Genomic DNA, 25990 nt, shown 5'->3' with positions numbered 1-25990 from the left:
CTGCTGCGCCGCCATGTCGTCCGGCCGGGTCTTTGACGGCTCGCGGGTCCTGCCGCACACTCACCGGCACGGTCCGGTCATCGCCCCGCAGACGCCCGAGGCTTGACCCGCACCCTGTCCGGGAGGAGCCCATGCGCGCTGAGATCCCGCTCGATGAACCGGCCGCCGCCGGGCGCGCGGACGGACGCCCGCTCCCGGCGCGCGCCGCCCTCGTCCTGCTGACGGCCCTGGCGCTGCTCGGGGCCTGGACGGTGTCCCGGAGCCCGGTGACGCCCGTCGATCCCGATCTGGTGCGGGTGATCCGGTTCATGGCGGCGCTCAAGGGCGGGTTCGCGCTGGTGGCCCTGGCGGCCTGCTTCTGGCGCCTCGCCCGGCCCGCCGGCCCCTGGCGGACCGCGGTCTACGTCGCCGGTCCGCCCTCCATGGCTGCGGGGGCGCTCGTGCTGGGCGCGCTCCACAGCCCCGCGATCGCCGCGGGCGCCCTGCATCTCGGCCTGCTCGCGGTGGTGGCGGCCGCCCTGACCGACCGCGATTTCCTGCCCGATTCGCTCCGGCGCGGGCGGGGACGTGCCCGCGCCCCGATCCGGTCCGCGCGGGGCGGTATGGCCGGCCGGTGACGGCGGGACGCGCGGGGCCCGGCTGATCGCGACGTCCCTGCGACCCGCCGGGCTCCGCGATTCCCAGTTCGGGTTTGGGATCATCGCCCGGTCCACCGGCATGGCAGTCTAGAGCCGCCATGCCCCTCCCGCCCCCTGCGGGCCACGGTACCCACACCCTCGGTTCGGGAAGGCACGACAGGCCCCGCTCCCGTGCGGGAGAGGGGAGACCCACGCACCGTCCTGCGCCCGTGTTGCCCGGTTTGTGAATCCGCTCGGTGTGAACAGCGCGCCCGGGCCAATCCGAGTCTGGCTGCGGGGCGGTTCAGGCGGCCGCCTCGAAGGGCTGCACGAGGACCCGCCGTCCGGTCAGATCGTGGACGCTGACGCGCCACTCGGACCAGTCGGTCCGGTTCGCCAGCGTGTGCCGCACGTCGGCCGCGACCCGGCGCGCCCGGGCGGTCAGGCGCGCGGCGGCGCGGATCTCGGTGCCCCGGGCGTCGAACACGCATTCGAGGCCGTTGGTGCAGTGGAACCGGTAGCGTGCCATCCCTCGCGCCTCCCGACCGCCCCGCGCGGCCCTCACCTTGAGTTCACTATATGTTCTGATTTGGCCGGGATCCAGCCCGGTCGAAGCGTCGCAGCCGGCCCGGATCGAACCGCGATCCGGGATCGCCTGCGGCCCGTCGAGGAACAGGAACCCGCCGCCCGCGCTTTCCGGCGGACAGTTTCGCCGTGCATCCCGGGACGCCGCATGACCCGCCCCTCACTCCTTGCCCTCCTGCTGGTGGCCGGCCTGGCGACGCCCGGCCGTGCCGCGGAGGCGCCGGCCGCCGGCGATGCCCTCCAGCCGATGATCCAGTCGGACAGCCTCGTCTTCAACGGCGTCACCCGGTCCCGGGACGGCCGGGTGTTCTCGCCGTTCCAGCGCCAGACCAAGGACACGGGGATCGAGCTCGGCGAGTGGCGGGACGGCAAGGCCGTGGCCTATCCCGACGCGGGCTGGAACGCCTGGAAGGCCGGGGACGACCCGGCCAAGGCGTTCGTGGCGGTCAACGCCATCCGGATCGGGCCGGACGGCGACCTCTGGGTGGTCGACAAGGGCGCCCCCGGCATGGGCGAGGCGCCGCTCCCGGGCGGCCCCAAACTCGTGCAGATCGACCTCGCCACGAACGCCGTGCGCAAGGTCTACCCCCTGCAGGCGGCGACCACCGACAGGAGCTTCATCGACGATTTCCGCTTCAACGGCCGCCACGTCTACCTGACCGATGCCGGGCAGCCCGGGCTGATCGTCCTCGACCTCGACACCGGATCCCTGCGGCGGGTGCTCGACGGGCATTGGTCGACGATCGCGCAGCGTCCGCTCACCGGCCAGGGCCGGGTGCTCCGGGACGACAAGGGCAAGCTGCTCTTCATCCACGCCGACCAGCTCGAGGTCTCGCCGGACGGCCAGACCTTCTACTATCAGGCCTGCACGGGCCCGCTCTACAGCATCCCGACCCGCGACCTCGACGACGCCACCCTGAGCGACGCCGAGCGCGCCAAGCACGTGCGGCTCCACGCCGCCACCGTGGCGACGGGGGGAACCGCGATCGACGCGGCCGGCACTATCTACGCGAGCGACACCGACGGCCTGCGCATCCTGAAGATCGCCCCGGACGGGTCGATGAGCACGCTCGTGCAGGATCCGCGGCTGGTCTGGGTCGACGCGCTCTGGATCGACGAGCAGGGCGGCCTGTGGATCCCGGCGGCGCAGATGAACCGGACCCCGGCGATGAACGGCGGCGAGGCCTCGGCGGTGAAGTTCCCGACGACGATCTACCGGATGCAGATCGACGCCAAGCCGCTGCGCAACTGAGCGCGGTCGCGGGGGCCGCGACGGAAGGATGGATGGGTACGATCATGGCGGCATTCCACGTCTCTTGGCTGGCGCGGACCCTCCTGGTCGCCGCCCTCGTCGGGCCTGCAGCGCCGGTGCGGGCCGGTGACGGCCTCGTCGTTCAGGAGACCCGCCTCCACACGCCCCCGGATTCCCACGAGCCACAGCGGGCCCTGGTCGAGGTGCGGAACGCGGGACCGGACCCGGTGACGAACGCGAGTGTCCTCTGCACCTTCACGGGGGCGGGCGGGACGGTCCTCGCCACGCAGACGGCCGCCGTGCCGGCGATCGCCGGCGGCGCCGCCGGGCAGGCCGAGGCGATCTATTACGGCTGGCCCCGGGCCGGCGCGGCCGCCTGCCGCCTCGCCGGGCCGCGCTGAGGCGTGACGTCGAGCGGCTTGGCCTTGGCGATGTCCGCCCGGGGTGGGACACAGGCCCTCTGTTTCCGACCCGTAACAGCTCGTGATGCCGACGCGCCCCATTCTCGAAAGCGGGCGAACAGGGCAGCCCCCCCAAGGGATGGCTCCGATCGACCGTGACCGACCCCGCCGAGGCAGGAAATCCTGCTCGGTCGTCGGAGAGGCCGAAGCTACGTCTTGTCCGGCTCGGTCGTGGGAGCGGCAAGGGCGCCGATGCCGTTGCCCAGCTCCAATCCCGTATGAGGCGGGACTCCGCTCGGCAATACGGGAGCGGCCGCGAGGTCCTCTTGCCCCTCGGCGAGGCCGGCTTCCACCTCCTGGATGAGGTCCGCGAACACGTACGGCTTGCTGAGCAGGCGTGTGCCCGGCGGCAGTTCGCGCTGAAGATCCGCCCCGGCGCCCGAGGTGACGATGATGCGAACACCGGGCCAACGGTGGTGAACGAGATGGGCGAGGGCAACACCGTCGCCTACGATGCCCCGTCCCGTAATCAGCACGCGCACCGGGGTCGGTCCTTCGAGCACCGCCAGCGCCTCGGCGGCCGTGCGGACCTCGATGGTTTGAAAGCCGACATCCTCCAGCATATCAACCGTCACCATACGGACGAGCTGGTCGGCCTCCGCGATGAGGACAGCGAGAGGCCTGCGGTCAGCGATCACTGGGTTTGCTCCTGATCTCAGCCTTACGTTCGTCAGGGCGAGGCGCTGCAGAGCGCTCCGGCATGGCGAGGTAGCCGCTCCAGAGACATTGAAACCGCCGACCTTGCTACCGCACCGCGGGCAAAGCGCCTAATCGGGCTGCACCCGGAACCGCTCGTGCCCCCCCCCCCGGATCGCCGCGTGGCGGCGGCCAATATCCGATGTGCCAATGCCGCGCCAAGGTCCGGACCGGCGGAAAACCGCCCGTTCCGGTCATTCGCCGCGGCCCCACCCAGCGCCCGAAAGCGGACCCGCCGAGGGTCCGTTGCGGGCCGCATCCCGCCACGCACCCCGAACCGGCCGGGTCCCGCCCGAGGCCCGCCCCCGTTCCCGAGGCTGCGCTCCACACCACACCGGCTCCGGACCAGATCGGCGGCCCCGGAAAGGTGCGGCCCGCTGTGGCGCCCCGGGCCGGTTTCCGGCAGAAGGCGCCGACGCATCCCCATCCCTCCCGGAGGCCGATTCCCGACCGTGACCGCCCCCTTCGCCACCCCCGACGAGCTCGGCCGCGCCCGGCGCGCGTGGGCCGATCCGCGCGCCCGCGCGCGGATCGGGACCTGAGCATGGGCGAGGCCGGGACCGAGGACCTCCTGCGGCGCGCCCGCGCGCTGGAGGAGGAGGCCGCCGCGCTCCGCGCCCGGGCCGGCATTGCCGCCCGGGGGGACGCACCGGGCGCGGCGGCGCGGGCGTGGCTGCAGCGGGCGATCTTCGACGGGACCACCCGGCTCGCGGTCGTCGCCGCCGACCGCGACGGGCACGTCACCGCGTGGAACGCGGGGGCGGAGCGCCTCCTCGGCTGGACCGCGGCGGCGATGCGGGGTCGGCCGATCGCCGACCTGTTCACCCCCGAGGACCGGGCAGCGGGCCATCCGGAGACCGGGATGCGCATGGCCCTGGATCGGGGCCGTGCCGAGGACACGGGCTGGCGCCTGCGTGCCGACGGCGCGCGCCTCTGGGTCGCCAGCGAGACGATGCCCCTGCGGGACGATGCGGGCGACCCCGCCGGCTTAGTGCAGATCCTCCAGGACCGCACGGATCTGCGCGAGGCCGGGCAGGCCCTGCGCGCCAGCGAGGAGCGCTACCGGACGCTGTTCGAGGCCATCGACGACGGCTTCTGCGTCATCACCTTCCTCGACGGCCCGCATGGGCCGCTGAGCGACTACGTCCACGTCGAGGCCAATCCGGGCTACGAGCGCCATACCGGCATCGCCGGCATCGTCGGGCGGACGCTGCGCGGCCTCGTCCCGGCCGACGACGCGGAGGCCTGGCTCGACCTCTACGGCGGCGTGCTCCGCACCGGCGTCCCGATCCGCTTCGAGCGCTACTTCGCGCTCGTGGACCGCACCATCGAGGTCTCGGCGGTGCGCATCGAGCCGCCGAGCCGGCGCCAGGTCTCGGTGCTGTTCCGGGACATCACGGCGCGCCGGCAGGCGGAGGACGCCCTGCGCGCCAGCGAGGCTTTGGCCCGGACCAATGTCGAGCGCGTCCAGCTCGCCCTGGCGGCGGGCGCGATCATCGGCACGTGGCTGTGGGACCTGCCGAACGACCGCTTCACCGTGGACGAGGCCTTCGCGACGAGTTTCGGCCTCGACCCGGTCCTCGGGCGCGAGGGCCTGAGTCTGGCCCAGGTGGTGGAGACCGTCCACCCGGACGACAGGGCCGGCCTCGCCGCGGCGATCGAGGCCGCCATCGCCCGGGGCGGGGCCTACGCGCACCAGTACCGGGTCCGCCGCGCCGACGGGCGCTATTACTGGCTGGAGGCCAACGGCCGCGTCGACCACGGCCCGGACGGGACGCCGCTCAGCTTCCCGGGCGTCCTCCTCGACGTGGACGAGCGCCGGGCCGTCGAGGCGGAGCGGGACCGCGTCACCGCGGCCCTGCGCAGCCTCAACGAGACCCTGGAGCAGCGCGTCGCCGCGCGGACCGCCGAGCTGATGCGGGCCGAGGAGGCGCTCCGGCAATCGCAGAAGATGGAGGCCGTCGGGCAATTGACCGGCGGGCTCGCCCACGACTTCAACAACATGCTGGCCGGGGTCGTCGGCTCGCTGGAGCTGATGCAGACCCGGATGCTCCAGGGCCGGGTCGGCGACCTCGACCGCTACATCGGCGCGGCGCAGGGGGCGGCCCGGCGCGCCGCCGCCCTGACCCACCGGCTGCTGGCCTTCTCGCGCCGCCAGACCCTCGATCCCAAGCCGACCGACGTGAACCGCCTGGTCGAGGGCATGATGGAGCTCGTGCGCCGCACGGTCGGCCCCGCGGTGACGATCGAGGCGGTGGGCGCGGGCGGCCTGTGGCCGACGCTGGTCGATCCGAGCCAGCTCGAGAACGCCCTGCTCAACCTCTGCCTCAACGCCCGGGACGCCCTGCCGGAGGGCGGGCGGATCGTCATCGAGACCGCCAACCGCTGGCTCGACCACCGGGCCGGGCAGGAGCGCGAGCTGGAGCCCGGGCAGTACGTGACGCTCTGCGTCTCGGACAACGGCACCGGCATGACCGCGGACGTGGTCGCCAAGGCGTTCGACCCGTTCTTCACCACCAAGCCGATCGGCGAGGGCACCGGGCTCGGCCTGTCGATGATCTACGGCTTCGCCAAGCAGTCGGGCGGGCAGGTGCGGATCTACTCGGAGTTCGGCCAGGGCACGATGGTCTGCCTGTACCTGCCGCGCCATCTCGGCGAGACGGAGGGCGAGACCATCCTGCCCGACCTCGCCCACGCGCCGCGGGCCGAGCAGGGCGAGACGGTCCTCGTGGTGGACGACGAGCCGACCGTGCGGATGCTGGTCACCGAGGTGCTGGAGGATCTCGGCTACGCGGCGATCGAGGCGGCGGACGGCGCCTCGGGCCTGAAGGTGCTCCAGTCCGACGTGCGCATCGACATGCTGATCACCGATGTCGGCCTGCCCGGCGGCATGAACGGCCGCCAGATGGCCGACGCCGCGCGCGAGACCCGGCCGGACCTCAAGGTGCTGTTCATCACCGGCTACGCCGAGAACGCCGCGCTCAACCACGGCCATCTCGGCCCCGGCATGCAGGTGATGACCAAGCCCTTCGCCCTGGAGGCGCTCGCCACGCGGATCCGGGGGATCATCGCGGGCGAGGGCTGAGGCCGGGGACGGGGCCCTGCGGGTCGGCGCGGCCCCGGTCATTGCCACGGGGAACCGTGGCGCTCATGACGGCGGCGGCGCCCCGCCGCCCGGGGCGCGAACCGGATGGCGCCGCCATCCTCGGAATCACGGACCGGGGGGACGTCCGGCCCGGATGCGACGTGCCGAACCGATCGGAGGCGACGGAGGATCTGCCGTGCACACGCAGGACATCCCAACCGAACTCAGGCGCTATATCGAGGGCGCGCACATCGCCCTGGCCCTGGCCGCGGCCGGCGGCGACACCTCGCTGCTGCTGGTGAACGAACCCTTCCGCCAGCTGACAGGCTACGCGGACGTGGACGTCGTCGGGCGTAACTGCCGCCTCCTGCAGCGCGACACCGAGAACCGCGAGGCCCGGGCCAGGATCCAGGCCTTCCTGCAGGACGAAAGGCTGGGCGCGGTGCGCACGCCGATCGTCAATGTCCGCAAGGACGGCCGGCCGTTCGTCAATCTGCTGTCCCTGTCCAAGCTGAAGGCGCTGTCGGGCGAGGTCCGCTTTCTTCTCGCCTCCCAATTCGACGTCAGCCGCTCGCAGCCGGAGCTGCTGTCCGCCTACGAGACCGCGCTGAGCCGGACCGTGTCCCGGCTGAACCCGACGCTGGCCGAGAGCGGCATCGTGATCGAGGGGTCCCTGACGACGATCGCCAACACGGTCGCCACCGTCGCGCAGGCCAAGCTCACCCTCGCGGATCTCGAGGCGCCCGGATGTCCGTGACGAGACCGGGGCCGGAGACCCGGAGGTCCTGGGCGGCGCGGGGCGTCACGGTTCCCGCGCAGGATCGCGCGCCCCGCCCGGGCGCTCGGCGGGGGGCTTGAGGAGCATCGCCACGACTGCGTCCGGCAGCGCGCCGGCCGGCCCGTCCTTCCGGGGCATGCCGGCCACGAAGGGCACGAGCTGCCGGCGGGCGACCTCCAGGACGCGGCGCAGCTCCGCCACGGGCACCGCGTGCTCGTCGACGCGCAGGTCGAGGAGCGGATAATCCTCGCCGGCCACGATCCGGAGCGCCGCCGACTGCTTGCCGCGCCGGTCGCCGCCGGCGGCATCGCCGGCCTCCAGGGCGCGCATCAGCCGCTCGTCGAGATCGGCTGCGGCGGCGTCCGCGAAGGCCCGCGCCATGGCGTCGAGCACCCCCGGCCCGGCGAGCATGTTGCCCTGCACGGCATAATCGGCGCCGGTGCGGTGGCCGGCCGCCGCCGTGCAGCCGGCTCCGGTCCAGGCCGCGCCGGTGCCGTGCGCGTCGACCAGCCCGAGCTGGCGCAGGTCCGGCCGGTCGTCGGTGGCGAGGGCCGCCGCCAGGGCCGCATCGGGGACCTGGCCCAAGGCGAGCCGGTCGAGGATGCGGGCGGCGAGGTAGGGGTTCACCCAGGATTGCGTGGTGACGGCCCCGATCCCGGCCCTGAGATACGGGCACAGCCCGCCCACAGCCGGGACGGCGCTCGCCACCGCGACGCCGAGCTGCCCGGTCCGGGGACAGCGGGCGGCGATGGAGAAGGTGTTGAGTTCCATCGTGCCTCACACCGCCAGGTGGTCGATGACCCGGGCGCGCGCCTCCGGCGCCCCGGCCGGGCCGCTGTCGACGATCTCGCCGCGCTTGAGCACCGCGTAGCGGTCGGCCAGCCCCAGCGCGAAGGCGACGTGCTGCTCCACCACCAGCATGGACACGCCCGAATCCCGCTCGGCCTGGAGCACGCCGCGCAGGCGCTCGACCATCGAGGGCTGCACGCCCTCGGAGATCTCGTCGATCAGGAGGAGGCGCGGGCGCAGCATCAGGGCGCGCCCGAGGATCAGCATCTTCTGCTCGCCCCCCGAGAGGGTGCCGGCCCGCTGGGCGAGGCGGTCCTTCAGGAAGGGGAAATGGCCGAACAGCCGCTCCAGCGCCTCGGGCAGCATCCGGTCGGAGGGCACCGCGAGGCGCAGGTTGTCGCGGATCGACAGGTCCTGGAACAGGGGCTGCTCCTGGGGGGCGTAGCCGACGCCGAGTGCCACCAGCTTGGCGGGCGTGAGCCCCGCGAGCGCTTGGCCGCCGATCGTGATCCCGCCGCCGCGCAGGGCGACCATCCCCAGGACGGTCTTGAGCAGCGTGGTCTTGCCCATGCCGTTCTTGCCGAGCAGGGCGACGATCTCGCCCGGACGCACCGCCAGCGAGACATCCTTCACGATGGAGACGGCGCCGTAGCCGCTCGATACGTTCTCCAGGGCGAGGGCCGCCGTCGCCGGCTCGCTCCGCCGCGCCGCCTCAGCCATGGGCGCCTCCCGCATAGATGGTCCGGACCAGTTCGGAGCCGACGACGTCTTCCACCGTGCCGTCGAGGACGAGCCGGCCCTGGTGCAGCACCACGATGCGGGAGGAGATCTCGCGCACGAAGTCGAGATCGTGCTCGACCAGCACGGCGGCGATCCGGCCCCCGGCGGTCAGCGCCTTGAGCACGGTCCCGATGGTGGTGCGCTCGGCCTTGGTCAGGCCGGCGGTGGGCTCGTCCAGCAGGATCAAGCGCGGCTCCAGCGCCACCACCATGGCGAGTTCGAGCGCCTGCTTCTGGCCGTGGGACAGGAGCCGCGTCGGCCGGGTCAGCAGGCGGTCGAGGCCGGTCATCCGCAGGACGTCGAGGGCCGGCTGCGGCAGGCCCAGCGTCTCGGCCTGCCCGACCGGGCTCAGGCCGTCATGCGGCGCCCGGGCGAGCCGGAGGCACTCGGCCACCGACAGGCTCTCGAACACGCTCGCCACCTGGAACTTGCGCCCGACCCCGAGGCCGACGATGCGGTTCGGCGTCAGGCCGGTGGTCGGGATGCCGCCGATCGCGATGGCGCCGGTGAAGGGTTCGGTGCCGTCGCTGAGGCAGCGCATCAGCGTGGTCTTGCCGGCGCCGTTGGGGCCGACGAGGCTGACGAGTTCGCCCGCGCGGATCTCCAGGTCGATGGCCTCCAGCACGGTGAGGCTGCCATAGGCCTTGGCGAGGCCCGCGACCTTGAGGATCGGGGGACCGGCCGCCGCCGCGCCGGTCTCGGCGGCCCGGGCGACGAGGCGCGGCGGCACGGGCTCCTGCCGGCCCAAGGGCAGCGCCCGCCACAGGCGGCCGACGAGGTCGGCGAGCCCGCCCGGCAGCAGGATGATGATGACCACGAAGGCCGTGCCCAGGAGGAGCTGCCAGAGGAACGGCAGATCCCCCGAGAGGTTCGCCGCGAGGTAGTCGATGGCGATGGTGCCCAGCACCGGGCCGAGCAGCGTGCCGCGCCCGCCGAGCGCCACCCAGATCACCAGCTCGGTCCCGAACAGGAAGCCGGCATTCTCCGGGGCGACCACCCCCGACGCGTTGGCGAACAGGAAGCCCGCGAGCCCGGCCACGGCGGCGAGCGCCGCGGTCAGCCGGATCTGCAGGCGGCGCGGGTTGAGGCCGAGATAGGCGCAGCGCGCCTCGTTGTCCCGGAGCGCCACGAGGGCGCGCCCGGCATCGGCCCGGACCAGGATCCAGGCCGCCAGGGTGACGGCGATCAGGACCAGGGCGGCGAGGCGGAAATAGCCCTCGATCTCCAGGGGCAGCACGTCGAAGCCGACGAGGCCGCTGCTGGAGCCGGTCCATTCGCCCCCCGAGTAGATGAGCTGCGTCACCACGATCGGGACGACCAGGGAGATCACCGAGGCGTAGAGCGGGGTCGAGCGGTGGTAGAAGGACAGCCACCCCACCGCGAGGCCGAGCAGGGCCGGGGCGGCGAGCGCCGCCGCGAGCGCCGCGGCGATCCCCAGCGGCGTCGCCCCGTAGGCGGCGAGGATCATCGCCGTCGCGTAGGCGCCGACGCCGAAGAAGGCGGCCTGCCCGAAGGTCAGGATCCCGGCGAAGCCCCAGAGCAGGTCCACCGTGACGGCCAGCACCGCGTAGATCATCGAGCGGGTCAGGACGTTGACCGCGAAGGTGTCGAGGACGCGCGGCGCGATCCAGAGCGCCAGGGCCGCCAGGATCGCGGCCACGAAGGGCGCTGCGCGGGACAGGCGCCGGCGCGGGGCCGCGGCGTCGCGCCGGGCGACGGGGACGCTCTCAAGCACGGGAGAATCCTTTCGGGCTGATCCGCAGCACCAGGGCGGCGAGCACCGCGACGGCGATGCTGCCCAGGATCGGGCTCACGAAGGTGCTGATCAGGACCTGCGCGGCGCCGAAGACCAGGCAGGCCGCCGCCAGGGCGAGGTAGGAGGCGTCGGCGACCATCACCAGCATGAAGGCGCCGATCAGCCAGGAGACGCCCATGTTCGGATCGACGCTGGTGAGCGGCGTCAGCAGGACGCCCGCCAGCGCCGCGAAGCCGGCGCCGATCATGAACACCACGAGGCGCACCCGGCCGGTGTCGATGCCGAGGCTGCGGGCGAGCGTCTCGTTCATGATCACCGCCCGGGCCGAGAGCCCGAGCCGCGTCCGCTCGATGGTGAGCGCGAACAGGAGGCCGATGGCCAGCGCGATACCCAGCGCCACGAGGCGGTAGGCGGAATAGTCGACGCCGAGGATCGTCACGGTCCCCGCGAGCAGGTTCGGGGTGAGCTGCACGTCGCGGCCGAAGCCCAGGGTGATGAGCTGGCCGACCACGATGCCGAGGCCCCAGGTCGCCAGGATCGCGTCCAGGGGCCGCCGGTAGAGCGGCCGGATGATGACCTGCTCGGCGAAGCCGCCGAGGACGGCCCCGACCACGAAGGCCAGGGGCAGCGCCAGCCAGGGGTTGAGCCCGAGCCGGGCGGTCACCACCGCGCAATAGGCCCCGACCGTCAGCCACGCCCCGTGGGCGAAGTTGATGATCTTCAGGACGCCGAAGATCGCCAGCAGGCCGATCGCGACGATGAACAGGATCGCCGCGGTGGTCAGGATGTCGAGGAGGAGGAGCATCGGGGCGTTCCGGGTGGGCGGGAATAGGAAGGCACGGCACGGGCCGCTGCGCCCCCTCCCCCGCAGAGGGGGGAGGGAGACGCGCGGTGCTCTTCGGCGAGGGCGATGCGCGGCTTCCTCAGCCCCCGTCCCCTCACGGCAGCTTCGGGCATTGCGCGCCGGGATCGACATCCTTGAAGGTGCCGGCGACCTTCACCGTGCCATCGGCCTGGATCTGGCCGAGATACATGGTCAGCGGCGCGTGGTGCTGCTTGCTCATGGTGATCGTGCCCCGCGGCCCGGTGAAGCTCACCGTCGGCAGCGCCTCCAGCACCTTGGCGGTCTCGGTGCCGCCGGCCTTCTCGACGGCGGCCTTGTAGAGGTAGATCGCCTCGTATTCCGGCACCGAGAGGTCGTTGGGCGTGCGCAATTCGGCGCCGAACTTCTTCTTCATGGCGGCCAGGAAGGCCTTGTTCTCCAGGCTGTCGATCCCGGTGACGTAGGAGGCCGAGAGGTAGACGCCCTCCGCGTCGGCGCCCATGCTCTTGGCGGTGCCCTCGTCCAGGGCGAGGTTGGCGAAGGGCAGCGCCACGCCCGCCCCGCGCAGCTGCTTGGTCAGCGTCACGTTCGGCGCACCGCCGGCCGTGGAGGTGATCAGCGCGTCGGGCTTGGCCTCCTTCAGCTTGGAGACGATCGCGGTCCAGTCGCTGCCGTCCATCGGCAGGTATTCCTCGCCGAGGACCTTGCCGCCGGTCTTCTCGACGTAGCTCCGGGTGAAGCCCAGCATGCCGCGGCCGAAGGCGTAGTCGCTGCCGATCAGGAAATAGGTCTTGGCGCCCTTCGCCTTGAAGGCGTCGACCACCGGCGGCACCTGCTGCTCCGGCACCCAGGCATCGACGAACAGGTTCCTGTTGCAGGAATGCCCCTCGTAGAACGAGGTGTAGAGGAACGGCACCTTCCCCTTGGTGACGGCGGGCAGGCCGGCATTGCGGGCCGCGCTCGTCTCCATGGAGATCAGGACGTCGACCTTCTTCTGGTAGATCAGCCCGTCAAAAGCCTTCTGGGCGCCGGCGGCCCCGGAGGCGTCGTCGGCCACCTCCAGGGCGAGCTTGCAGCCGAGCACGCCGCCCTTGGCGTTGATCTCCTCGACCGCGAGTTCGGCCGACTGCACCACCGAGGGCGCCACGACGCTGTTGGCCCCCGAGAGGCCGACGGGCACGCCGATGACGATCGGCTTGCCGTCGGCGGCCCGCGCGCCCGGGGCGGCGAGGACGAGCGCGGCGGCGCCGAGGAGGGACCATTTCACCATGAACGAACTCCTTGGGAGGGTAAGGGATCGCGGCTCAGCCGTAGATGTCGGTGCGGCGGTCGCGCAGGAGGGAATTGAACGCGTTCAGGTCCTTGCGGCCGGCCGCGTCGAGGTCGACGAGGGCCGAGAGCGTTTCGGTCCGGTCGCGGCTCGCCGGACCGGCCAGCGGCCAGCCCTGGGGCCCGATGATCAGGCTCTGGCCCTCGAAGGGCTGGCCGCGCTCGATCCCGACCCGGTCGGCGCAGGCGATGAAGATCCCGTTCGAATGGGCGGCGGCCCGGTGCAGGGTGTTGGCCATGGCGGCCTCGCCCGCGGGCTGGTCGGGCATCGGCACCCAGTTGGTGGGGATGCAGACGATCTCGGCGCCGCCCAGCGCCAGCTGCCGGAAGGTCTCGGGGAACCAGCCGTCGTAGCAGATCGCGACGCCGACCTTGCCGAGCGCGGTGGCGAAGACCGGGAAGCCGAGGTCGCCCTTGGCGAAGAACACGTTCTCCCGGTCCCAGAGATGGGCCTTGCGATAGGTGCCGATATAGCCCTCCGGCCCGACGACCACGGCGGCGTTGTACAGGACGTCGCCCGCGGTCTCGGCGATCCCGGCGACGATGTGCACGTCGAGTTCGGCGGCGAGCGCCGCCCAGGCCCGGGTGGTCGGGCCGTCCGGCACCGGCTCGGCGAGGGAGCGCGCCTCGGCCTCGGATTCGAACACGTAGCCGGTGCTGGCGAGTTCCGGCAGGACGATCAGCCGGCTGCCCCCGGCGGCGGCGGCGCGGACGAGATCCGACGCGCCGGCGATATTGGCCGCGACCGCGCCGATCCGCGGCTCGAACTGGATGCAGGACACCCGTATCGGCGGGCGCGGGGGACCGTTCGCTTGGATCATGAAAGCTCCAAAACGCAAAAAGCCCCTGGACGCGGACGGATCATCCGCGAACCAGAGGCTCCAAAGCCGAGATGTGGTGCAGCAATCCTGCTGCGGGGCACCCTTGCCCGCTCGAACGATACGCCCCGAGACACGGACCGCAAGACTATAATTGCGTCACGCTGCTGCGATCAGGTCTTGTCCGCCAACGCGATGCGCAGACCGAGACCGCTCATCGCCTCGTGGGCCGTCACCACGCCCTCGGCGACGCTCGCCATCGGCACCCGGGACGCGGTCGCCCGGTCCCGGAGCATCCGGTAGGCGGCGTCCTCGTCGATCCGGTTGAGCTCCACGAGGAGCCGGACCGCCTTCTCGACGGTGCGGCGGCCCTTCATGGTCTCCTCGAGCCGGTTGATCTTGCTGGTGAGCCGCCCCTCGTAGCCGCGCCGGTAGCGGGCGAGGGCGAACTGGGTGAGCACGCCCCGCGGGTGGAGCGGCTTGTTCAGCACCCCGTGGGCGTTGACGTCGGCGATGGCCTTCAGGGAGGTCGGGCTCTCGTAGGCCACAATGGCGATGACGGCGGGCTCGATCGCCTCGATCGACGGCAGCAGGTGCATCACCTGGGCGTCGTCGAGCTGGATGAACAGGGTGTCGATGTCGCCCGGCAGGGCGGCGGGGGGCGGCCAGGCCAGCGAGACCGCGCAGCCGAGGCGCCGGAGCTGCTCCAGGAGCGCGGCGCCCTCCTCGTCCCGGGGATGAATCACGAGGGCGCGGGCCCGCCTCAGGTCGTCCAGGATCTTGCGGGCGGAGGCGGTCACGCGGCGACACCCTCCTCCAGCCCGTTCGTCTCGAACCGGGACCACGCCAGGTAGGGATCGGGCCGCACCGGCCGGCGCGCCCGCCAGACTACGTCGAACTGCCCGTCGGCGCGGGCGACGCCGATGCCGGGGGTCAGCCAGAGGTGCCGGGTCTCGCCGTCGAAGGCGAGTTCGCCCTCCGGCGCCGCGAGGCGCTGGCGCAGGGCCGCGGCGCCGAGGCGCTCGGCGTCGAGGGTGCCGGCCTCCGCGAGCGCCCGGGCGAAGAGGTGGACCTGCGCGTAGGCGGTCTCCGACCACATGCTGGTTGGCCGCCCGGGCCCGAACCGGGCCTGAAAGGCGGCCACGAAGCGCCGGTTCTCCTCGCCCGCCAGGGCGGCGAAGTACGAAGCCGCCAGGACATGGCCGGTGCAGAGCTCGGGGCCGATCACCCGGATCTGGCCCTCCGCCAGGGTCAGGCTGGCGATCGGGCAGCGGGCGCGGTCGAGTCCGGACCCGGCATAGGCCCGGTAGAGCCGCTCGGCGCCGCGCCCGACCACGGTGGAGAACACCGCGTCCGGCCCGGCGTGGCGGATCTCGGCGATCATCGCCGCGTGGGCCGCATCGTCCCCGTCGAGGGGCGCGTAGCGCTCGCCCACGATCGTCCCGCCCTTGGCCTCGATCAGGTCGCGCATCACGCGGTTCGACTCGCGCGGGTAGATGTAGTCCGACCCGATCAGGAAGATCCGCGGGCCGTGCGCCTGCAGGAGATAGTCGGCCAGGGCGAAGACGTTCTGGTTGAGGGTCGCGCCGGTATAGATGATGTTCTCCGAGTATTCGAAGCCCTCGTAGATCGACGGGTACCAGAGCAGGCCGTTGTGCCGCTCCACGGTGGAGAGCACCGACTTGCGGCTTGCCGAGAGCGAGCAGCCGAACACCACCTCGACCCCGTCCTCGCCGAGCATGCGCCGGGCCAGCACGCGGTAGGCCGCGTTGTCGCCGGCCGGGTCGTAGCAGACCGGTTCGATCGGGCGCCCGAGCACGCCGCCGGCCGTGTTGATCTCCTCGATCGCCAGGGCGGTGCCGAGGAAGTGCTCGGTCTCGGTGACGCCGCTGACCCCGCTGCGGGAGAACAGGACGCCGACCCGCCACGCCGCCTCATCCCTGCCCGCCATGGTTCCCCCCGATCGGCGCCGGCCGCGCGGCCGACCCGTCCTACCCGACGAACCCCGCGGGGTGAAAGCCGACGGGTGCGCCGCCGGACGGGGCGCGCCGCCGCCGATCCGCACGGCGGTCCCCGACCGGCCGGGCGATCCCGGTCACGCGGCCCCCTCCCCCGGGACGCCCCGGCGCACCGGCCGGCTGACGAACCGGGAGCCGGCGAGCAGGAACCGCCAGGGGGTGCCGGCCCCGCGGGTGATCCCGATCCGCCGGTCGCTCACCACCGCGACCGGCCGGGTGCGGGGCTCGAACCGGAACGGCGGTCGCCCGAGGGGCGCCCCGTCGAGCAGGCCGGTGACGCCGAGCGCCTGGCAGAGGCGGCCGGGCCCGGCGCAGAGGAGCCGCGCCTCGCGCTCGCCCTTGCTCTTGCCCTCGCCATTGCCCTTGTTCTCGCCATTGCCCTGGCCCCGGCGCTCCGCCATGGCGGCCAGACCCTCCGTCGGCTCGATGGCCCGGAGCAGCACCGCGCTGCCGGGCGCGCAGACGAGGTTCAGGCACCAGTGCAGCCCGTAGGAGCGATACACGTAGGCGTGTGCGGGCGGACCGAACATGCTGGCGTTGCGCCGGGTGGGACCGTTGAAGCTGTGGGAGGCCGGGTCGGTCCGGTCGTAGGCCTCCGTCTCGACGATGCGGCCCCCCGCCCCGTCGACGAAGAGGTGCGCGCCGATCAGGTCCGCCGCCACCGCGGCGGCCGGTCGGGCGAAGTCGAAATCCAGCATCGGGTCCCCGGGTCCGGCAGGCGCCATCCGGCACGGGCAACGCACAGCCGGCCCTTCAGGTTGGCCCGATCCGACCGATCCCGTCACCCGCGACGGGCCGCGACCGCGCGCAGTGCCCGCGGACATCGACGCCGTGTTCCACCGGCGAAGCGAAATAAATCGGACGCGGTGGAAGTCTTGCTGGTACGAAGGTCGGCGAATTGCGGGCCCGCGGCCGATCCCATCGGACCTCCCAGCATGACGCGCACAGCCTCGGTCGCGACGCTGCGATCCGCCGACGGGCACGCCGAGGGGCGGCCGGCCGCGGCTGCCGCGCGGGCGTGGCGGCCCCTGACCCTGCGCCGCCTCCGGCTGGCGAGCGGTCTGGTGCTGTTCGGATACGTGCTGAGCCACCTCGCCAACCACGCGCTCGGCAACGTCTCCCTCGCCGCCATGGAGGACGGCCTCGACCTCGTCACGGCCCTGTGGCTCAACCCCCTGGGCCTGACGCTCCTGTACGGCGCGCTGCTCGCCCATCTGCTCCTCGGGCTCCAGGCCCTCTACGCCGCCCGCTTCTTCCGCTGGCGGGCCTCCGAGATCCTGCAGCTGGTCTCCGGCCTGCTCATCCCGCCGCTGCTCGTCAGCCACATCGCCGGGACCCGGATCGCCTTCGTCACGGAGGATCTCGACAAGGGCTACGCGCAGGAACTCTACACCTTCTGGGTGGCCTCGCCGCCGCTCGGCCTGATGCAGGCGGCCGTGCTGATCGTCGCCTGGATCCACGGCTGCGCGGGCCTGCATTTCTGGCTCCGGCTGAGGCCCGGCTTCGGGCGCGCGGCGCCGGTGCTGCTGGCCCTCGCGGTCCTGGTGCCGGTCCTGGCGCTGCTGGGCTTCGTGCAGGGCGGCCGGGCGATCCTCGCCCTGGCGCAGGATCCGGCCTGGCGGGCGACGGCGCTCCAGCCCGTCCATGTCGGGCGGCCCGACCAGGTGGCGCGGCTCGCCGGCATCCGGGACGGGATGCTCCTGACCTATGCCGGGCTGGTGGCGGCGGTCGTCGCGGCGCGCGGGCTGCGGAGCCTGGCGGAGGTCACCCGCGGGACGGTCCGGCTCAGCTACCCCGACGGGCGGGTGGTCCGGGTGCCCCGGGGCACCAGCGTCCTGGAGGCCAGCCGCCGCAACCGGATCCCGCATGCCAGCGTCTGCGGCGGCCGCGGCCGGTGCTCGACCTGCCGGATCCGGGTGACGGACGGCAGCGACGGCGCGCCGGACCCCGGCCGGGCCGAGCGGGCCGTCCTGGAGCGGATCGCCGCCGGGCCGGGGGTGCGCCTCGCCTGCCAGTTCCGGCCCGAGACCGACCTCGCCGTGGTGCCGCTGCTGCCGCCGCAGCCGCGGGTGCGTCAGGCGGATCTGCTCGACCGGGCGGAATCCGGCGAGGAGCGCTTCATCGTGGCGATGTTCGTCGACCTGCGCGGCTCGACGCGGCTCGCCGAGGAGCGGTTGCCCTACGACACCGTGTTCATCATCAACCGCTTCCTCGGCGCGGTCGGGGACGCCGTGCGGGAGGCGGGCGGCTCGACCAACCAGTTCCTGGGCGACGGGCTGCTCGCCCTGTTCGGCCTGGAGACGGAGCCCGAACAGGCCGCCCGGGACGCCCTGCGGGCGGTCGACCGCATCGCCGAATCCGTCGCCACCCTGAACCGGCTGCTGGCGGCCGACCTGGAACACACCCTGCGGTACGGGATCGGCGTGCATGCCGGCCCGGCGATCGTCGGGGAGATGGGGGACGCCACCGATGCCCGCTTCACGGCGCTCGGCGACACCGTCAACGTCGCCTCGCGCCTGCAGGGGCTGACCAAGGGCCTCGGCTGCGTGGCGGTCGTGTCGGAGGCGGTGTACCGCGCGGCCAGCCTCGCCCCCGAGACGATCCGCGACGTCGCGGTGGACGGCCGCTCCGAGGCCGTGCGGGTCAACGTGCTCGGGCGCCGGTAAGGCCTCGCGGGGGCCGACCGCCGCGGGGGCCGAGCGAAACGGCTCCGGCGGTACGTCCGGTGGGCACAGCCGAACGGCGTTTCGGCCGGCCCGCCACGCCCTCCGGCCCGGGCCGCAACGCTTCCGCAACAGGGAATCGTGTGATAGCAGATCTTGCATCACACCCAATGTTTAACCGGCTAAAAGCGAAATCACATCTTCCAATTTCCATCACAAATGAAAAACATATCTCGATTAATCGATCAAAAATAAAATCGACGCCGGAATACGGCAAGTGCACCGACGATTGATCACTATCGAGGGGCGGAAAATGTTTGCAAAGCGTCGGGACACGTCGGAACTGCTCGCGCTGCTCCAGGTCCATTCCGGGGTCGGGCTGTGGGACGCGATCCTGCACGACGGTGATCCCGCACATCCCAAGAGCCGCTGGACGTGGAGCGCCGAATTCCGCCGGCTGGTCGGCTACAAATCGGAGGCGGAGTATCCGAACACGATGGAGTCCTGGTCGAGCCGCCTGCATCCCGACGATGCCGGCCCGACCTTCGCGGCCTTCGGTGCCGCGCTCAAGAACGTCACGAACCGGGGCGCGTACGACGTCAAGTACCGGCTGCGGATGCCCGACGGCACGTATCGCTGGTTCCGCGCGACGGGCGGCGTCGCGTTCGATCGGGCCGGTGTCGCGCAGCGGGCCTGCGGCTCCCTCGTCGACATCCATGCCGAGGTCGAGGCGCTTCACTCCAGCACGCTGCGCTCGCGGCAGCTCGAGGCGCTGATCGCCGAGTTCGATGCGAACGCGTCGTCGGTGGTCGCCGCCCTGTCGGCGGCGGCGGCGGAGATGGAGGCCGTCGCGCGTCGGATGACGGGCTTCGCCGAGCAGGACACGCAGCGCACCGGCGAGGTCGCGAAGGCGGCCACGCAGACGTCGGACAACGTCGGCATCGTCGCATCGGCGGCTGAGCAGCTCGGGTCGTCCGTCTCGGAGATCGGCCAGCAGGTCGACGGCTCCGCGCGGCTCGCCCGCACCGCGGTGACGGAGGCCGAGCAGGCGACGGGCCTGATCACGGACCTCGATGCGGCCGCCTCGAAGATCGGGACCGTCATCGCGGTGATCTCGTCGATCGCCAGCCAGACGAACCTGCTGGCGCTCAATGCCACGATCGAGGCGGCGCGGGCCGGCGAGGCCGGCCGGGGCTTCTCGGTCGTCGCCGCGGAGGTGAAGGAGCTGGCGGGCCAGACCACCAAGGCCACGGAGGAGATCACCACGCAGATCAGCCAGATGCAGGCGGCCACGCAGCGCGTGGTGGCGGCGATCGGCGGCGTCGCCGGCCGCATCCGGGAGATCGACACGACCACGACCTCGATCGCCGCCGCCGTGGAGCAGCAGCAGGCCGCCACGCAGGAGATCGTCCGCACGATCGGACAGGCCGCGTCGAGCACCGGGGACGTCACGCACAATATCGGGCAGATCGCGTCGAACGCGGGCGCGCGCGGTTCGGCCGCCGACGGGGTCCTGAACGCGGCGCTGCAGCTGTCGACCCATGCCGAGCGTCTCGGCACCGCCGTCCACGACTTCCTCGGGCGGATTCGGGCCGCCTGAAGGCGATCGGGACCGGCGTCGGATCGCGCCGATCAGGGCCGTCGCGCGGGCGCCACCCGGAGGCGCGGCGCCAGGGCCAGCATGAGCGGCACCGCGGCCAGAGCCGTCGCGGCCGCCGCGACCGCCGCCCAGTGCGGCCCGGCCGCGTCGCCGAGCCGCCCGTAGAGCAGCGGCGCCGCCAGCGCGCTGCCGCCGAGGGTCCAGGTGTAGAACACCGCGAAGGCCCGCTCGACGCGGCCCCCCGGGGCCAGTTCCGGCACGGTCCCGTAGAGCACCGACGAGGTGCCGTTCAGCATCACACCCAGGACCGGGAGCAGGAGCAGCACGGGGGCGAGCGGCAGCGCGATCACCGCCAGGATCGTCAGGGCGGTCCCGGTCTCGGTGAGGATCACGGTGCGGGTCACGCCCAGGCGCGCCCCGACGCGTCCGCAGATCGCCTTGCCGAGGGCACCGCCGACGAAGACCAGGGCGAGCGCGAGGCCCACCGTGGTCAGCGCTGCGCCCTTCTCCTGCATCAGGAACGGCAGGTAGATCAGGAAGGCCGGGCGCGCGGCGTTGTCGAGCATGCCGATGGCGACCAGCAGCCCAAAGCCGCCGCCGCCGGCCGCCCCGGAATCGGCGGGCGCGGCCGTCCGGACGGCCGTGCCGGGCGCGGGACCGCGTGAAGCCGGATCACGCGGCAGCAGGCGCGCGACAGCCAGCGCCACCACCACCCCCGCGGCGGCGACCGCCCAGAGCGCGTGCCGCCAGCCCGACTGGGTCAGCAGGATCCCGACCAGGGGCGGAACCGCCGCCTTCCCGAGATCGCCGGTGAAATTGTAGGTGCCGAGCGGCCCCCGCGCCCCGGGGCCGTAGGCCCGGGCGATCACCGCCGAGGCCAGGGGGTGCTGGGTGCTGCTGCCGGCACCGCCGAGCAGCAATCCGGCACCGAGGCCGACCAGGCCGCCCGAGGCACCCGCGACGGCGTAGCCCCCGGCGCTGAGCAGGGTGCCGAGCGCCAGGACGGTGCGGGCCCCGAGGGACTGGGCGAGGCGGCTCGCCGGCATCTGCAGCGCCGCCAGCGCGCCGTTGTAGAGGGAGCGCAGCAGCGCCAGGGCGGCGTAGTCGAGGCCGAACTCCGCCTGCCAGACCGGCAGCAGCACGTAGATGAGATCCGTGTAGCCGTCGTGCAGGGCGTGGTTGAGCCCCGTGACCGCGAGGGTCTGGCGGGCCTCCTGCGGGCGGGCGTGATCGGGGGACGCGGTCCGGTCCGACGCGAAGGACATCCTGTCACCATCCGTGCTGGCATCACAGGATGGCCGCCTGGTTCGACCCTGACAAACGACTTATGCTGACGCTCGCGTGAGGAAACCTGACCTGTGCATCGCCGCCTGCCGCCGCTCAACGCCGTGAAGGCCTTCGAGGCCGCCGCCCGCCACGGCAGCTTCACCCGCGCGGCGGACGAGCTGCACGTCACCCACGGGGCGGTGAGCCGGCAGGTGCAGATGCTCGAGGCCTGGCTGGGGCTGCCGCTCTTCGAGCGCCACAACCGGCGTGTCGTCCTCACCGAGGCCGGCACCGCCTACGCCGCCGAGATCGGCGCCGCCCTCGACCGGATCGCCCTCGCCACCGCCCGGCAGGCGGAGCGGGGCCGCCCGCGCCTGCTGCACGTCAACGCGCTGGCGACCTTCACCCTGCGGTGGCTGATCCCGCGCCTGTCCGGGTTCCAGCGGGCCAACCCGGCGATCGAGGTGCGGCTGACCACCTCCAACGTGCCCCTGGCGCAGCTGACGGACCCGTTCGACGTGGCGATCCGGGGCGGCCCGGACGCGCGCCCGGGCCACGTCGCCGAGCCGTTCCTCTCGGAGCGGCGCATCCCCGTCTGCAGCCCGGCACTGCTGCGGCGCCTCCCCCTCGCGACGCCGGAACAGCTCGCCCGGCACACGCTCCTGCACGCGGCGACGCTGCCGCGGGTCTGGCCGGACTGGCTGCGGGCGGCGGGGGTGCCGGACCTGGAGCCCCAGGCCTCGGTGACGCTGGAGCATTTCTACCTGACGCTCCAGGCCGCCCTCGACGGGCTCGGGGTCGCCATGGGTCCCGAGCGCCTGATCGCCGACGACGTGGCGGCCGGCCGTCTGACCCTGCCCTTCGCCGGCCCGGCGCTGCCGGCGCGGAGCTACTACACCTACGTCCCGGAGCCCCGGGCGGAGGATCCGGCGGTCCGGGCCTTCTGCGGGTGGCTCGCCGAAGCGGCCCGGCGGCCGTGAGGGTCGTCCTCGCGCGCGCAGCGAAGCGACCCGGGGCGGCGGCGAATCCGGCGTGGCGCGCCGGCGCGTCCCGGCGCATGGTGGCGCTCGGAACGCCCCCGACCACGTCCGGGTTGGCGTGAGACGCCGCTGCCAGAGGTGACCGCATGGCGCGCAAGCGTCTCCGCCCGACGATCGACAGCCTGATCGAATCCCTGGGGCGGCTCGGCCTGTCGCCGGACGCCGTCGATCTCGACCGGCTGCTCGCCCATCTCGAACTGCCCGACTACGGCGCGGAGGTGGAGGACGCGCGGGTCGCCGGGGCGCTGCGCGCGATGCGGGCGGCCCGGGTCTTCGCCGAGACCGGGGTCCCGGCGGTCCGGAAGGCGATTCCCGCCCTGCGGGCCGTCGTCACGAAGGACCACCGGATCACGTGGCTGATCCGGACCGAGATCCCGCTCCTCGACAACGGCCGCCTGGACCTGCGGCTCGACATCGCCCCCGACCCGGAGGCGGCCGAGATCCTCGCCCGGATGGCGGCCCGGAACGACCCGGCGCATCGCCTGGAGGCCCTGCGCGCCGCCGTGGCGCAGACCGCGCTCCAGGCGGTCCGCGCCCTGCACAAGCCCGTGGACGGGCTGCGGGCGCAGATCCTCGTCGACCTGCGCGAGGTCGGGGCGGATGCCGCCGCCTACATCGCCCATATGGACCGGTCGCTCCGGTCCCGGGTGTTCACCTACGGCCCGAAGCTCGCCCGTGCCCTGAACGACACCCTCACCCCCGTGCGCCGGCACGCCAAGGCGGTGGCCCGCGAGGGCTCGCGTCTGCGCCGCCTGCGCGATCAGGTCGGCTTCGGCGCCTATATCGAGCGGTTCACCGCCGCCCGGCGCCTCAACCGGAAAATCCTGTTCCACATGGGGCCGACCAATTCCGGCAAGACCTACGCGGCGCTCCAGCACCTGACGGCGGCGGAGACCGGCGCCTACCTCGCGCCGCTGCGGCTCCTGGCGCTGGAGAACTACGAGGCCCTGCGCGAGCGGGGCCTGCGCGCCGGCATGATCACCGGCGAGGAGGTGCTGGGCGAGCCCGATCCGACCCACACCGCCCGCACCATCGAGACCGCCGACCTGACCCGGCCGATCGACGTGGCGGTGATCGACGAGATCCAGATGCTGTCGGATCCCGACCGGGGCTGGGCCTGGAGCAACGCCCTGTTCGGCGTCGCCGCCCGGACCGTGATCGTCTGCGGCTCCGACGACGCCCTGTCGTATGTCCGCCGCGCCGCGGAGGCGGCCAACGAATCCCTGGAGGTGATCCCCTTCACCCGCAAGTCGCCGCTCCTGCTGCTGGAGGCGCCGGTGCCCCTGGAGAAGGTCGAGCCCGGCGACGCGGTCGTGGCCTTCTCCCGCCGGGCGGTGCACGAGAACCGCGAGATCCTGGTGGCCAGGGGCCACCGGGTGGCGACGATCTACGGCGCCCTGTCGCCGGAGGTCCGCCGGGCCGAGGCCGCCCGCTTCCGCGCGGGCGAGGCCGACGTGCTGGTCACCACCGACGCGATCGGCATGGGGCTCAACCTCGGGCCGCTCAAGCGGGTCGTGTTCTCGGCGGTGCGCAAGTGGGACGGGAGCGCCGAGCGGGCGCTCACCCATTCCGAGATCCGGCAGATCGCCGGCCGGGCGGGCCGCTACGGCCACCAGGATGTCGGCTACGTGGCGGCGACCGACCCCGTCGCCGTCGAGCCGATCCGGACCGCCCTGTCGGGGGCGCCCACGGCGCCGGCGGCCGACACGCGCTTCTATGTCCGCCCGGATCTCGGGGCGATCCGCTCGGTGGCCGCGGAGATGCGCACGCACAGCCTCCACGAGGTGCTGACGCACTTCGCCCGGGCGACCTTCTACGCGGGCTCGCCGTTTCAGCCCTCGGCCCTGGAGGAGGTGCTGGAGGTCGCCCGCACGGTCGACCGGGCCCGGCTGCCGATCGAGGAGAAGTTCGCCTTCTCGGTCTGCCCGATCGACCGGCGCGACGAGATCGCCATGGGTCTGCTGGAGCGCTGGTGCCAGGCGCGGGCGGGCGGCCAGACGGTGCCGGCGCTGCGGGGGAACCTCACCGGCGCCCTCGACTACCAGGAGCGGACCGTGAAGCTCGCGAGCGCCTATCTCTGGCTGTCGCGGCGCTTCCCCGAGACCTTCGACGACGTGGAGGCGATCCGGCACATGCGCGGCCGGGCCAACGACGCCATCGAGCAGCACCTGCGGGAGACCGCGACCCGCAAGGCGGAACGGCGCACCCGCCGCAGCGCCGGGGCGCGGTGACCGACGGCTGCGGCGCGCGGGGTTCCGACGTGAGACCCGGTCAGGACGCCGTCCCGACGCGGGACGAAGCCCCCGCGGGGGACGGTGATACGGCCCCGGCGGCCCGGTCCCGGTGGAGGTCCGCGATCAGGCGCCGGCCGAGGCGGATGCTGGGCCGCTCGACGAAGCGATGCACCGGCGCCGCGCAGGCCAGGGCCACCAGCATCGCCGCGGCGATCAGCGCGTGGCCGTGGCCCGTGAGCCCCACGGACCGGGCGGCGGCGCTCACCGCCTCCTGCGCGATCGGGCCGAACAGGTAGAGGCCGTAGCTCAGCGCCCCCAGCCAGGCGAAGACGGGCGCCTCGATCCGGCCGCGCGTGGTCATCAGGGCGAACAGCCCGAGGGCCGCCCAGTAGGTGGCGGTGTAGCGGTACCACGTCTCGCCGAATCCGAGATCGCGCCCGTAGGCCAGCACCGAGACGACCGGGACGGCGAGTACGATCAGGGCCAGGACGCCGAGGGCGGCGCGCCGCGCCTCCGCCTGCCCCTCGACGTGCCAGCGGCGCCAGAGGGTTCCCCAGAGCATGATCGCCAGGGCGAGGGGGAGCGCCACCGGGAGGGCCTTGCCGAGCTGGTGGCGGGCGACCGCCATGAGGATGGCCGCGCCCAGCATCGCCACGGCGGCGCCGGCGACGCCGCGCGTCCGCTGGAGGAGCCCGGCGCAGAACAGCAGCACGCAGAGGCCGTAGAAGATCAGCTCGATCTGCAGGGTCCAGTACAGGCCGATGACGTTCTCGATCCCGGCGAATTGCTGGAGCATCGTCAGGTTGGCCAGCACGGTCGCCACCGGGATGCCGCGGCCCGGCACGACGTAGAAGGCGTAGATCCCGAGCGGAATCGAGAGCCAGTAGACCGGATAGAGGCGGAAGAACCGGCTGATCGCGAAGTCCCGGACGGGGGTCCGGCTGCGCCCGTCGAGCGAGTAGGGGACCACGAAGCCGGAGACGGCGAAGAACATCACCACCGCCACCTTCCCGAGATCGATCCACTGCGTGAGCGCCACGAACAGGACCGACTCGATCCCCGCCCCTGCCTGGCCGGTCTTCAGCAGGTGATCGGCGACGTGGAAGTAGATGACCGCCAGGGCGGCCAGGCCGCGGATCGTATCGATATAGCCGAGCCGTGTGCCGCGCATCGCTCCACCCGTGCAACCGGAGGGTCGGGCTGCATCGTGGGCAGCGAACCGGTCCGGGCACAGTAAATCGGTTCCCTGCACCGTGACGGGCGAATCGATGTTCATCCCCGAAACTGTATCGGGACGGTTAAGAGCGCCGGGCGAGATCCCGTCCATCGATCGCATCGCGGGCGGGATACGGGACCGGCCCCGACCGGGGGGCGACGATGCTCGCACATCGGTTCGGGAC

The 25990-nt window shown here is 73.0% G+C and carries 22 protein-coding genes; 9 read left to right on the top strand and 13 right to left on the bottom strand.

Annotated elements, in window-relative coordinates; translation table 11 throughout:
* Window positions 1–131: 131 nt before the first annotated feature.
* Window positions 132–617: a hypothetical protein gene (locus tag MKK69_RS18295; RefSeq protein ID WP_243970144.1), complete on the top strand. Its 486-nt coding sequence runs from the start codon at window positions 132–134 to the stop codon at window positions 615–617.
* A 304-nt stretch (window positions 618–921) separates the two neighbouring features.
* Here MKK69_RS18295 and MKK69_RS18290 read toward each other — a convergent pair whose 3' ends face one another.
* Window positions 922–1146 (bottom strand): DUF6894 family protein, encoded by a 225-nt coding sequence (locus tag MKK69_RS18290; RefSeq protein WP_243970142.1) that lies wholly within the window; start codon window positions 1144–1146, stop codon window positions 922–924.
* 204 nt (window positions 1147–1350) lie between these two features.
* Between MKK69_RS18290 and MKK69_RS18285 the strand changes: the two genes are divergently transcribed.
* Both MKK69_RS18285 and MKK69_RS18280 read left to right on the top strand, forming a co-directional pair.
* Entirely contained in the window at window positions 1351–2454 is a 1104-nt protein-coding gene (locus tag MKK69_RS18285) for an SMP-30/gluconolactonase/LRE family protein (protein WP_243970141.1), read from the top strand.
* Window positions 2455–2486: 32 nt separating this feature from the next.
* Window positions 2487–2855 carry a hypothetical protein gene (locus tag MKK69_RS18280; RefSeq protein ID WP_243970139.1) on the top strand — a complete coding sequence of 123 codons (369 nt, stop codon included), beginning with the start codon at window positions 2487–2489 and terminating at the stop codon, window positions 2853–2855.
* Window positions 2856–3064: 209 nt separating this feature from the next.
* On the opposite strand, the gene MKK69_RS18275 is transcribed toward MKK69_RS18280, so the two are convergent.
* Entirely contained in the window at window positions 3065–3553 is a 489-nt protein-coding gene (locus tag MKK69_RS18275; protein WP_243970137.1) for a response regulator, read from the bottom strand.
* A 602-nt stretch (window positions 3554–4155) separates the two neighbouring features.
* Between MKK69_RS18275 and MKK69_RS18270 the strand changes: the two genes are divergently transcribed.
* Both MKK69_RS18270 and MKK69_RS18265 read left to right on the top strand, forming a co-directional pair.
* Window positions 4156–6696 (top strand): PAS domain S-box protein, encoded by a 2541-nt coding sequence (locus tag MKK69_RS18270; protein WP_243970136.1) that lies wholly within the window; start codon window positions 4156–4158, stop codon window positions 6694–6696.
* 196 nt (window positions 6697–6892) lie between these two features.
* Complete coding sequence (locus tag MKK69_RS18265) at window positions 6893–7453, top strand: PAS domain-containing protein (RefSeq protein WP_243970134.1); 561 nt, start codon at window positions 6893–6895, stop codon at window positions 7451–7453.
* 45 nt (window positions 7454–7498) lie between these two features.
* Here the strand turns inward: MKK69_RS18265 and MKK69_RS18260 are convergent, their stop codons facing one another.
* The 9 genes from MKK69_RS18260 to MKK69_RS18220 all read right to left on the bottom strand — a co-directional run bounded on the left by MKK69_RS18260 (window position 7499) and on the right by MKK69_RS18220 (window position 16485).
* Window positions 7499–8245 (bottom strand): DUF1028 domain-containing protein, encoded by a 747-nt coding sequence (locus MKK69_RS18260; protein WP_243970132.1) that lies wholly within the window; start codon window positions 8243–8245, stop codon window positions 7499–7501.
* Between the two features lie 6 nt (window positions 8246–8251).
* Entirely contained in the window at window positions 8252–8983 is a 732-nt protein-coding gene (locus MKK69_RS18255) for an ABC transporter ATP-binding protein (RefSeq protein WP_243970131.1), read from the bottom strand.
* Complete coding sequence (locus MKK69_RS18250; RefSeq protein ID WP_243970129.1) at window positions 8976–10778, bottom strand: ABC transporter permease subunit; 1803 nt, start codon at window positions 10776–10778, stop codon at window positions 8976–8978. Before MKK69_RS18250 ends, MKK69_RS18255 begins: the two co-directional genes overlap by 8 nt.
* Window positions 10771–11604: a branched-chain amino acid ABC transporter permease gene (locus tag MKK69_RS18245; protein ID WP_243970127.1), complete on the bottom strand. Its 834-nt coding sequence runs from the start codon at window positions 11602–11604 to the stop codon at window positions 10771–10773. The genes MKK69_RS18250 and MKK69_RS18245 overlap by 8 nt, the downstream gene beginning before the upstream one ends.
* Before the next feature lie 133 nt (window positions 11605–11737).
* Window positions 11738–12892 carry a substrate-binding protein gene (locus MKK69_RS18240; RefSeq protein WP_243970125.1) on the bottom strand — a complete coding sequence of 385 codons (1155 nt, stop codon included), beginning with the start codon at window positions 12890–12892 and terminating at the stop codon, window positions 11738–11740.
* A 34-nt stretch (window positions 12893–12926) separates the two neighbouring features.
* Window positions 12927–13772 (bottom strand): nitrilase family protein, encoded by an 846-nt coding sequence (locus MKK69_RS18235; RefSeq protein WP_243970123.1) that lies wholly within the window; start codon window positions 13770–13772, stop codon window positions 12927–12929.
* A gap of 170 nt (window positions 13773–13942) precedes the next feature.
* Window positions 13943–14569, bottom strand: coding sequence for an ANTAR domain-containing response regulator (locus MKK69_RS18230; RefSeq protein WP_243970121.1), 627 nt, complete (start codon window positions 14567–14569; stop codon window positions 13943–13945).
* A complete protein-coding gene (locus tag MKK69_RS18225; RefSeq protein WP_243970119.1) occupies window positions 14566–15720 on the bottom strand; it encodes a transporter substrate-binding domain-containing protein in 1155 nt (384 codons plus the stop codon). Before MKK69_RS18225 ends, MKK69_RS18230 begins: the two co-directional genes overlap by 4 nt.
* A 144-nt stretch (window positions 15721–15864) precedes the next feature.
* Window positions 15865–16485, bottom strand: coding sequence for a DNA-3-methyladenine glycosylase (locus MKK69_RS18220; RefSeq protein WP_243970117.1), 621 nt, complete (start codon window positions 16483–16485; stop codon window positions 15865–15867).
* A 237-nt stretch (window positions 16486–16722) separates the two neighbouring features.
* Between MKK69_RS18220 and MKK69_RS18215 the strand changes: the two genes are divergently transcribed.
* Both MKK69_RS18215 and MKK69_RS18210 read left to right on the top strand, forming a co-directional pair.
* On the top strand, window positions 16723–18453 hold the full coding sequence (locus tag MKK69_RS18215) for an adenylate/guanylate cyclase domain-containing protein (protein WP_243970115.1): 1731 nt from the start codon (window positions 16723–16725) through the stop codon (window positions 18451–18453).
* Between the two features lie 310 nt (window positions 18454–18763).
* On the top strand, window positions 18764–20050 hold the full coding sequence (locus tag MKK69_RS18210) for a PAS domain-containing methyl-accepting chemotaxis protein (RefSeq protein WP_243970113.1): 1287 nt from the start codon (window positions 18764–18766) through the stop codon (window positions 20048–20050).
* A gap of 32 nt (window positions 20051–20082) precedes the next feature.
* On the opposite strand, the gene MKK69_RS18205 is transcribed toward MKK69_RS18210, so the two are convergent.
* Complete coding sequence (locus MKK69_RS18205) at window positions 20083–21315, bottom strand: MFS transporter (RefSeq protein WP_243970111.1); 1233 nt, start codon at window positions 21313–21315, stop codon at window positions 20083–20085.
* 93 nt (window positions 21316–21408) lie between these two features.
* Between MKK69_RS18205 and gcvA the strand changes: the two genes are divergently transcribed.
* Window positions 21409–22296 (top strand): transcriptional regulator GcvA, encoded by an 888-nt coding sequence (gcvA, locus tag MKK69_RS18200; protein WP_243970109.1) that lies wholly within the window; start codon window positions 21409–21411, stop codon window positions 22294–22296.
* Window positions 22297–22442: 146 nt separating this feature from the next.
* Window positions 22443–24587: a helicase-related protein gene (locus MKK69_RS18195; protein ID WP_243970108.1), complete on the top strand. Its 2145-nt coding sequence runs from the start codon at window positions 22443–22445 to the stop codon at window positions 24585–24587.
* A 40-nt stretch (window positions 24588–24627) separates the two neighbouring features.
* Here MKK69_RS18195 and MKK69_RS18190 read toward each other — a convergent pair whose 3' ends face one another.
* A complete protein-coding gene (locus tag MKK69_RS18190; RefSeq protein ID WP_243970106.1) occupies window positions 24628–25761 on the bottom strand; it encodes an acyltransferase family protein in 1134 nt (377 codons plus the stop codon).
* Between the last annotated feature and the right edge of the window lie 229 nt (window positions 25762–25990).

It is taken from the genome of Methylobacterium sp. J-026, assembly GCF_022829585.1.
Lineage (GTDB): Bacteria > Pseudomonadota > Alphaproteobacteria > Rhizobiales > Beijerinckiaceae > Methylobacterium.
The sequence above is the reverse complement of the archived record's forward strand: the minus strand, read 5'-3'. Positions and strand labels throughout refer to the sequence as shown.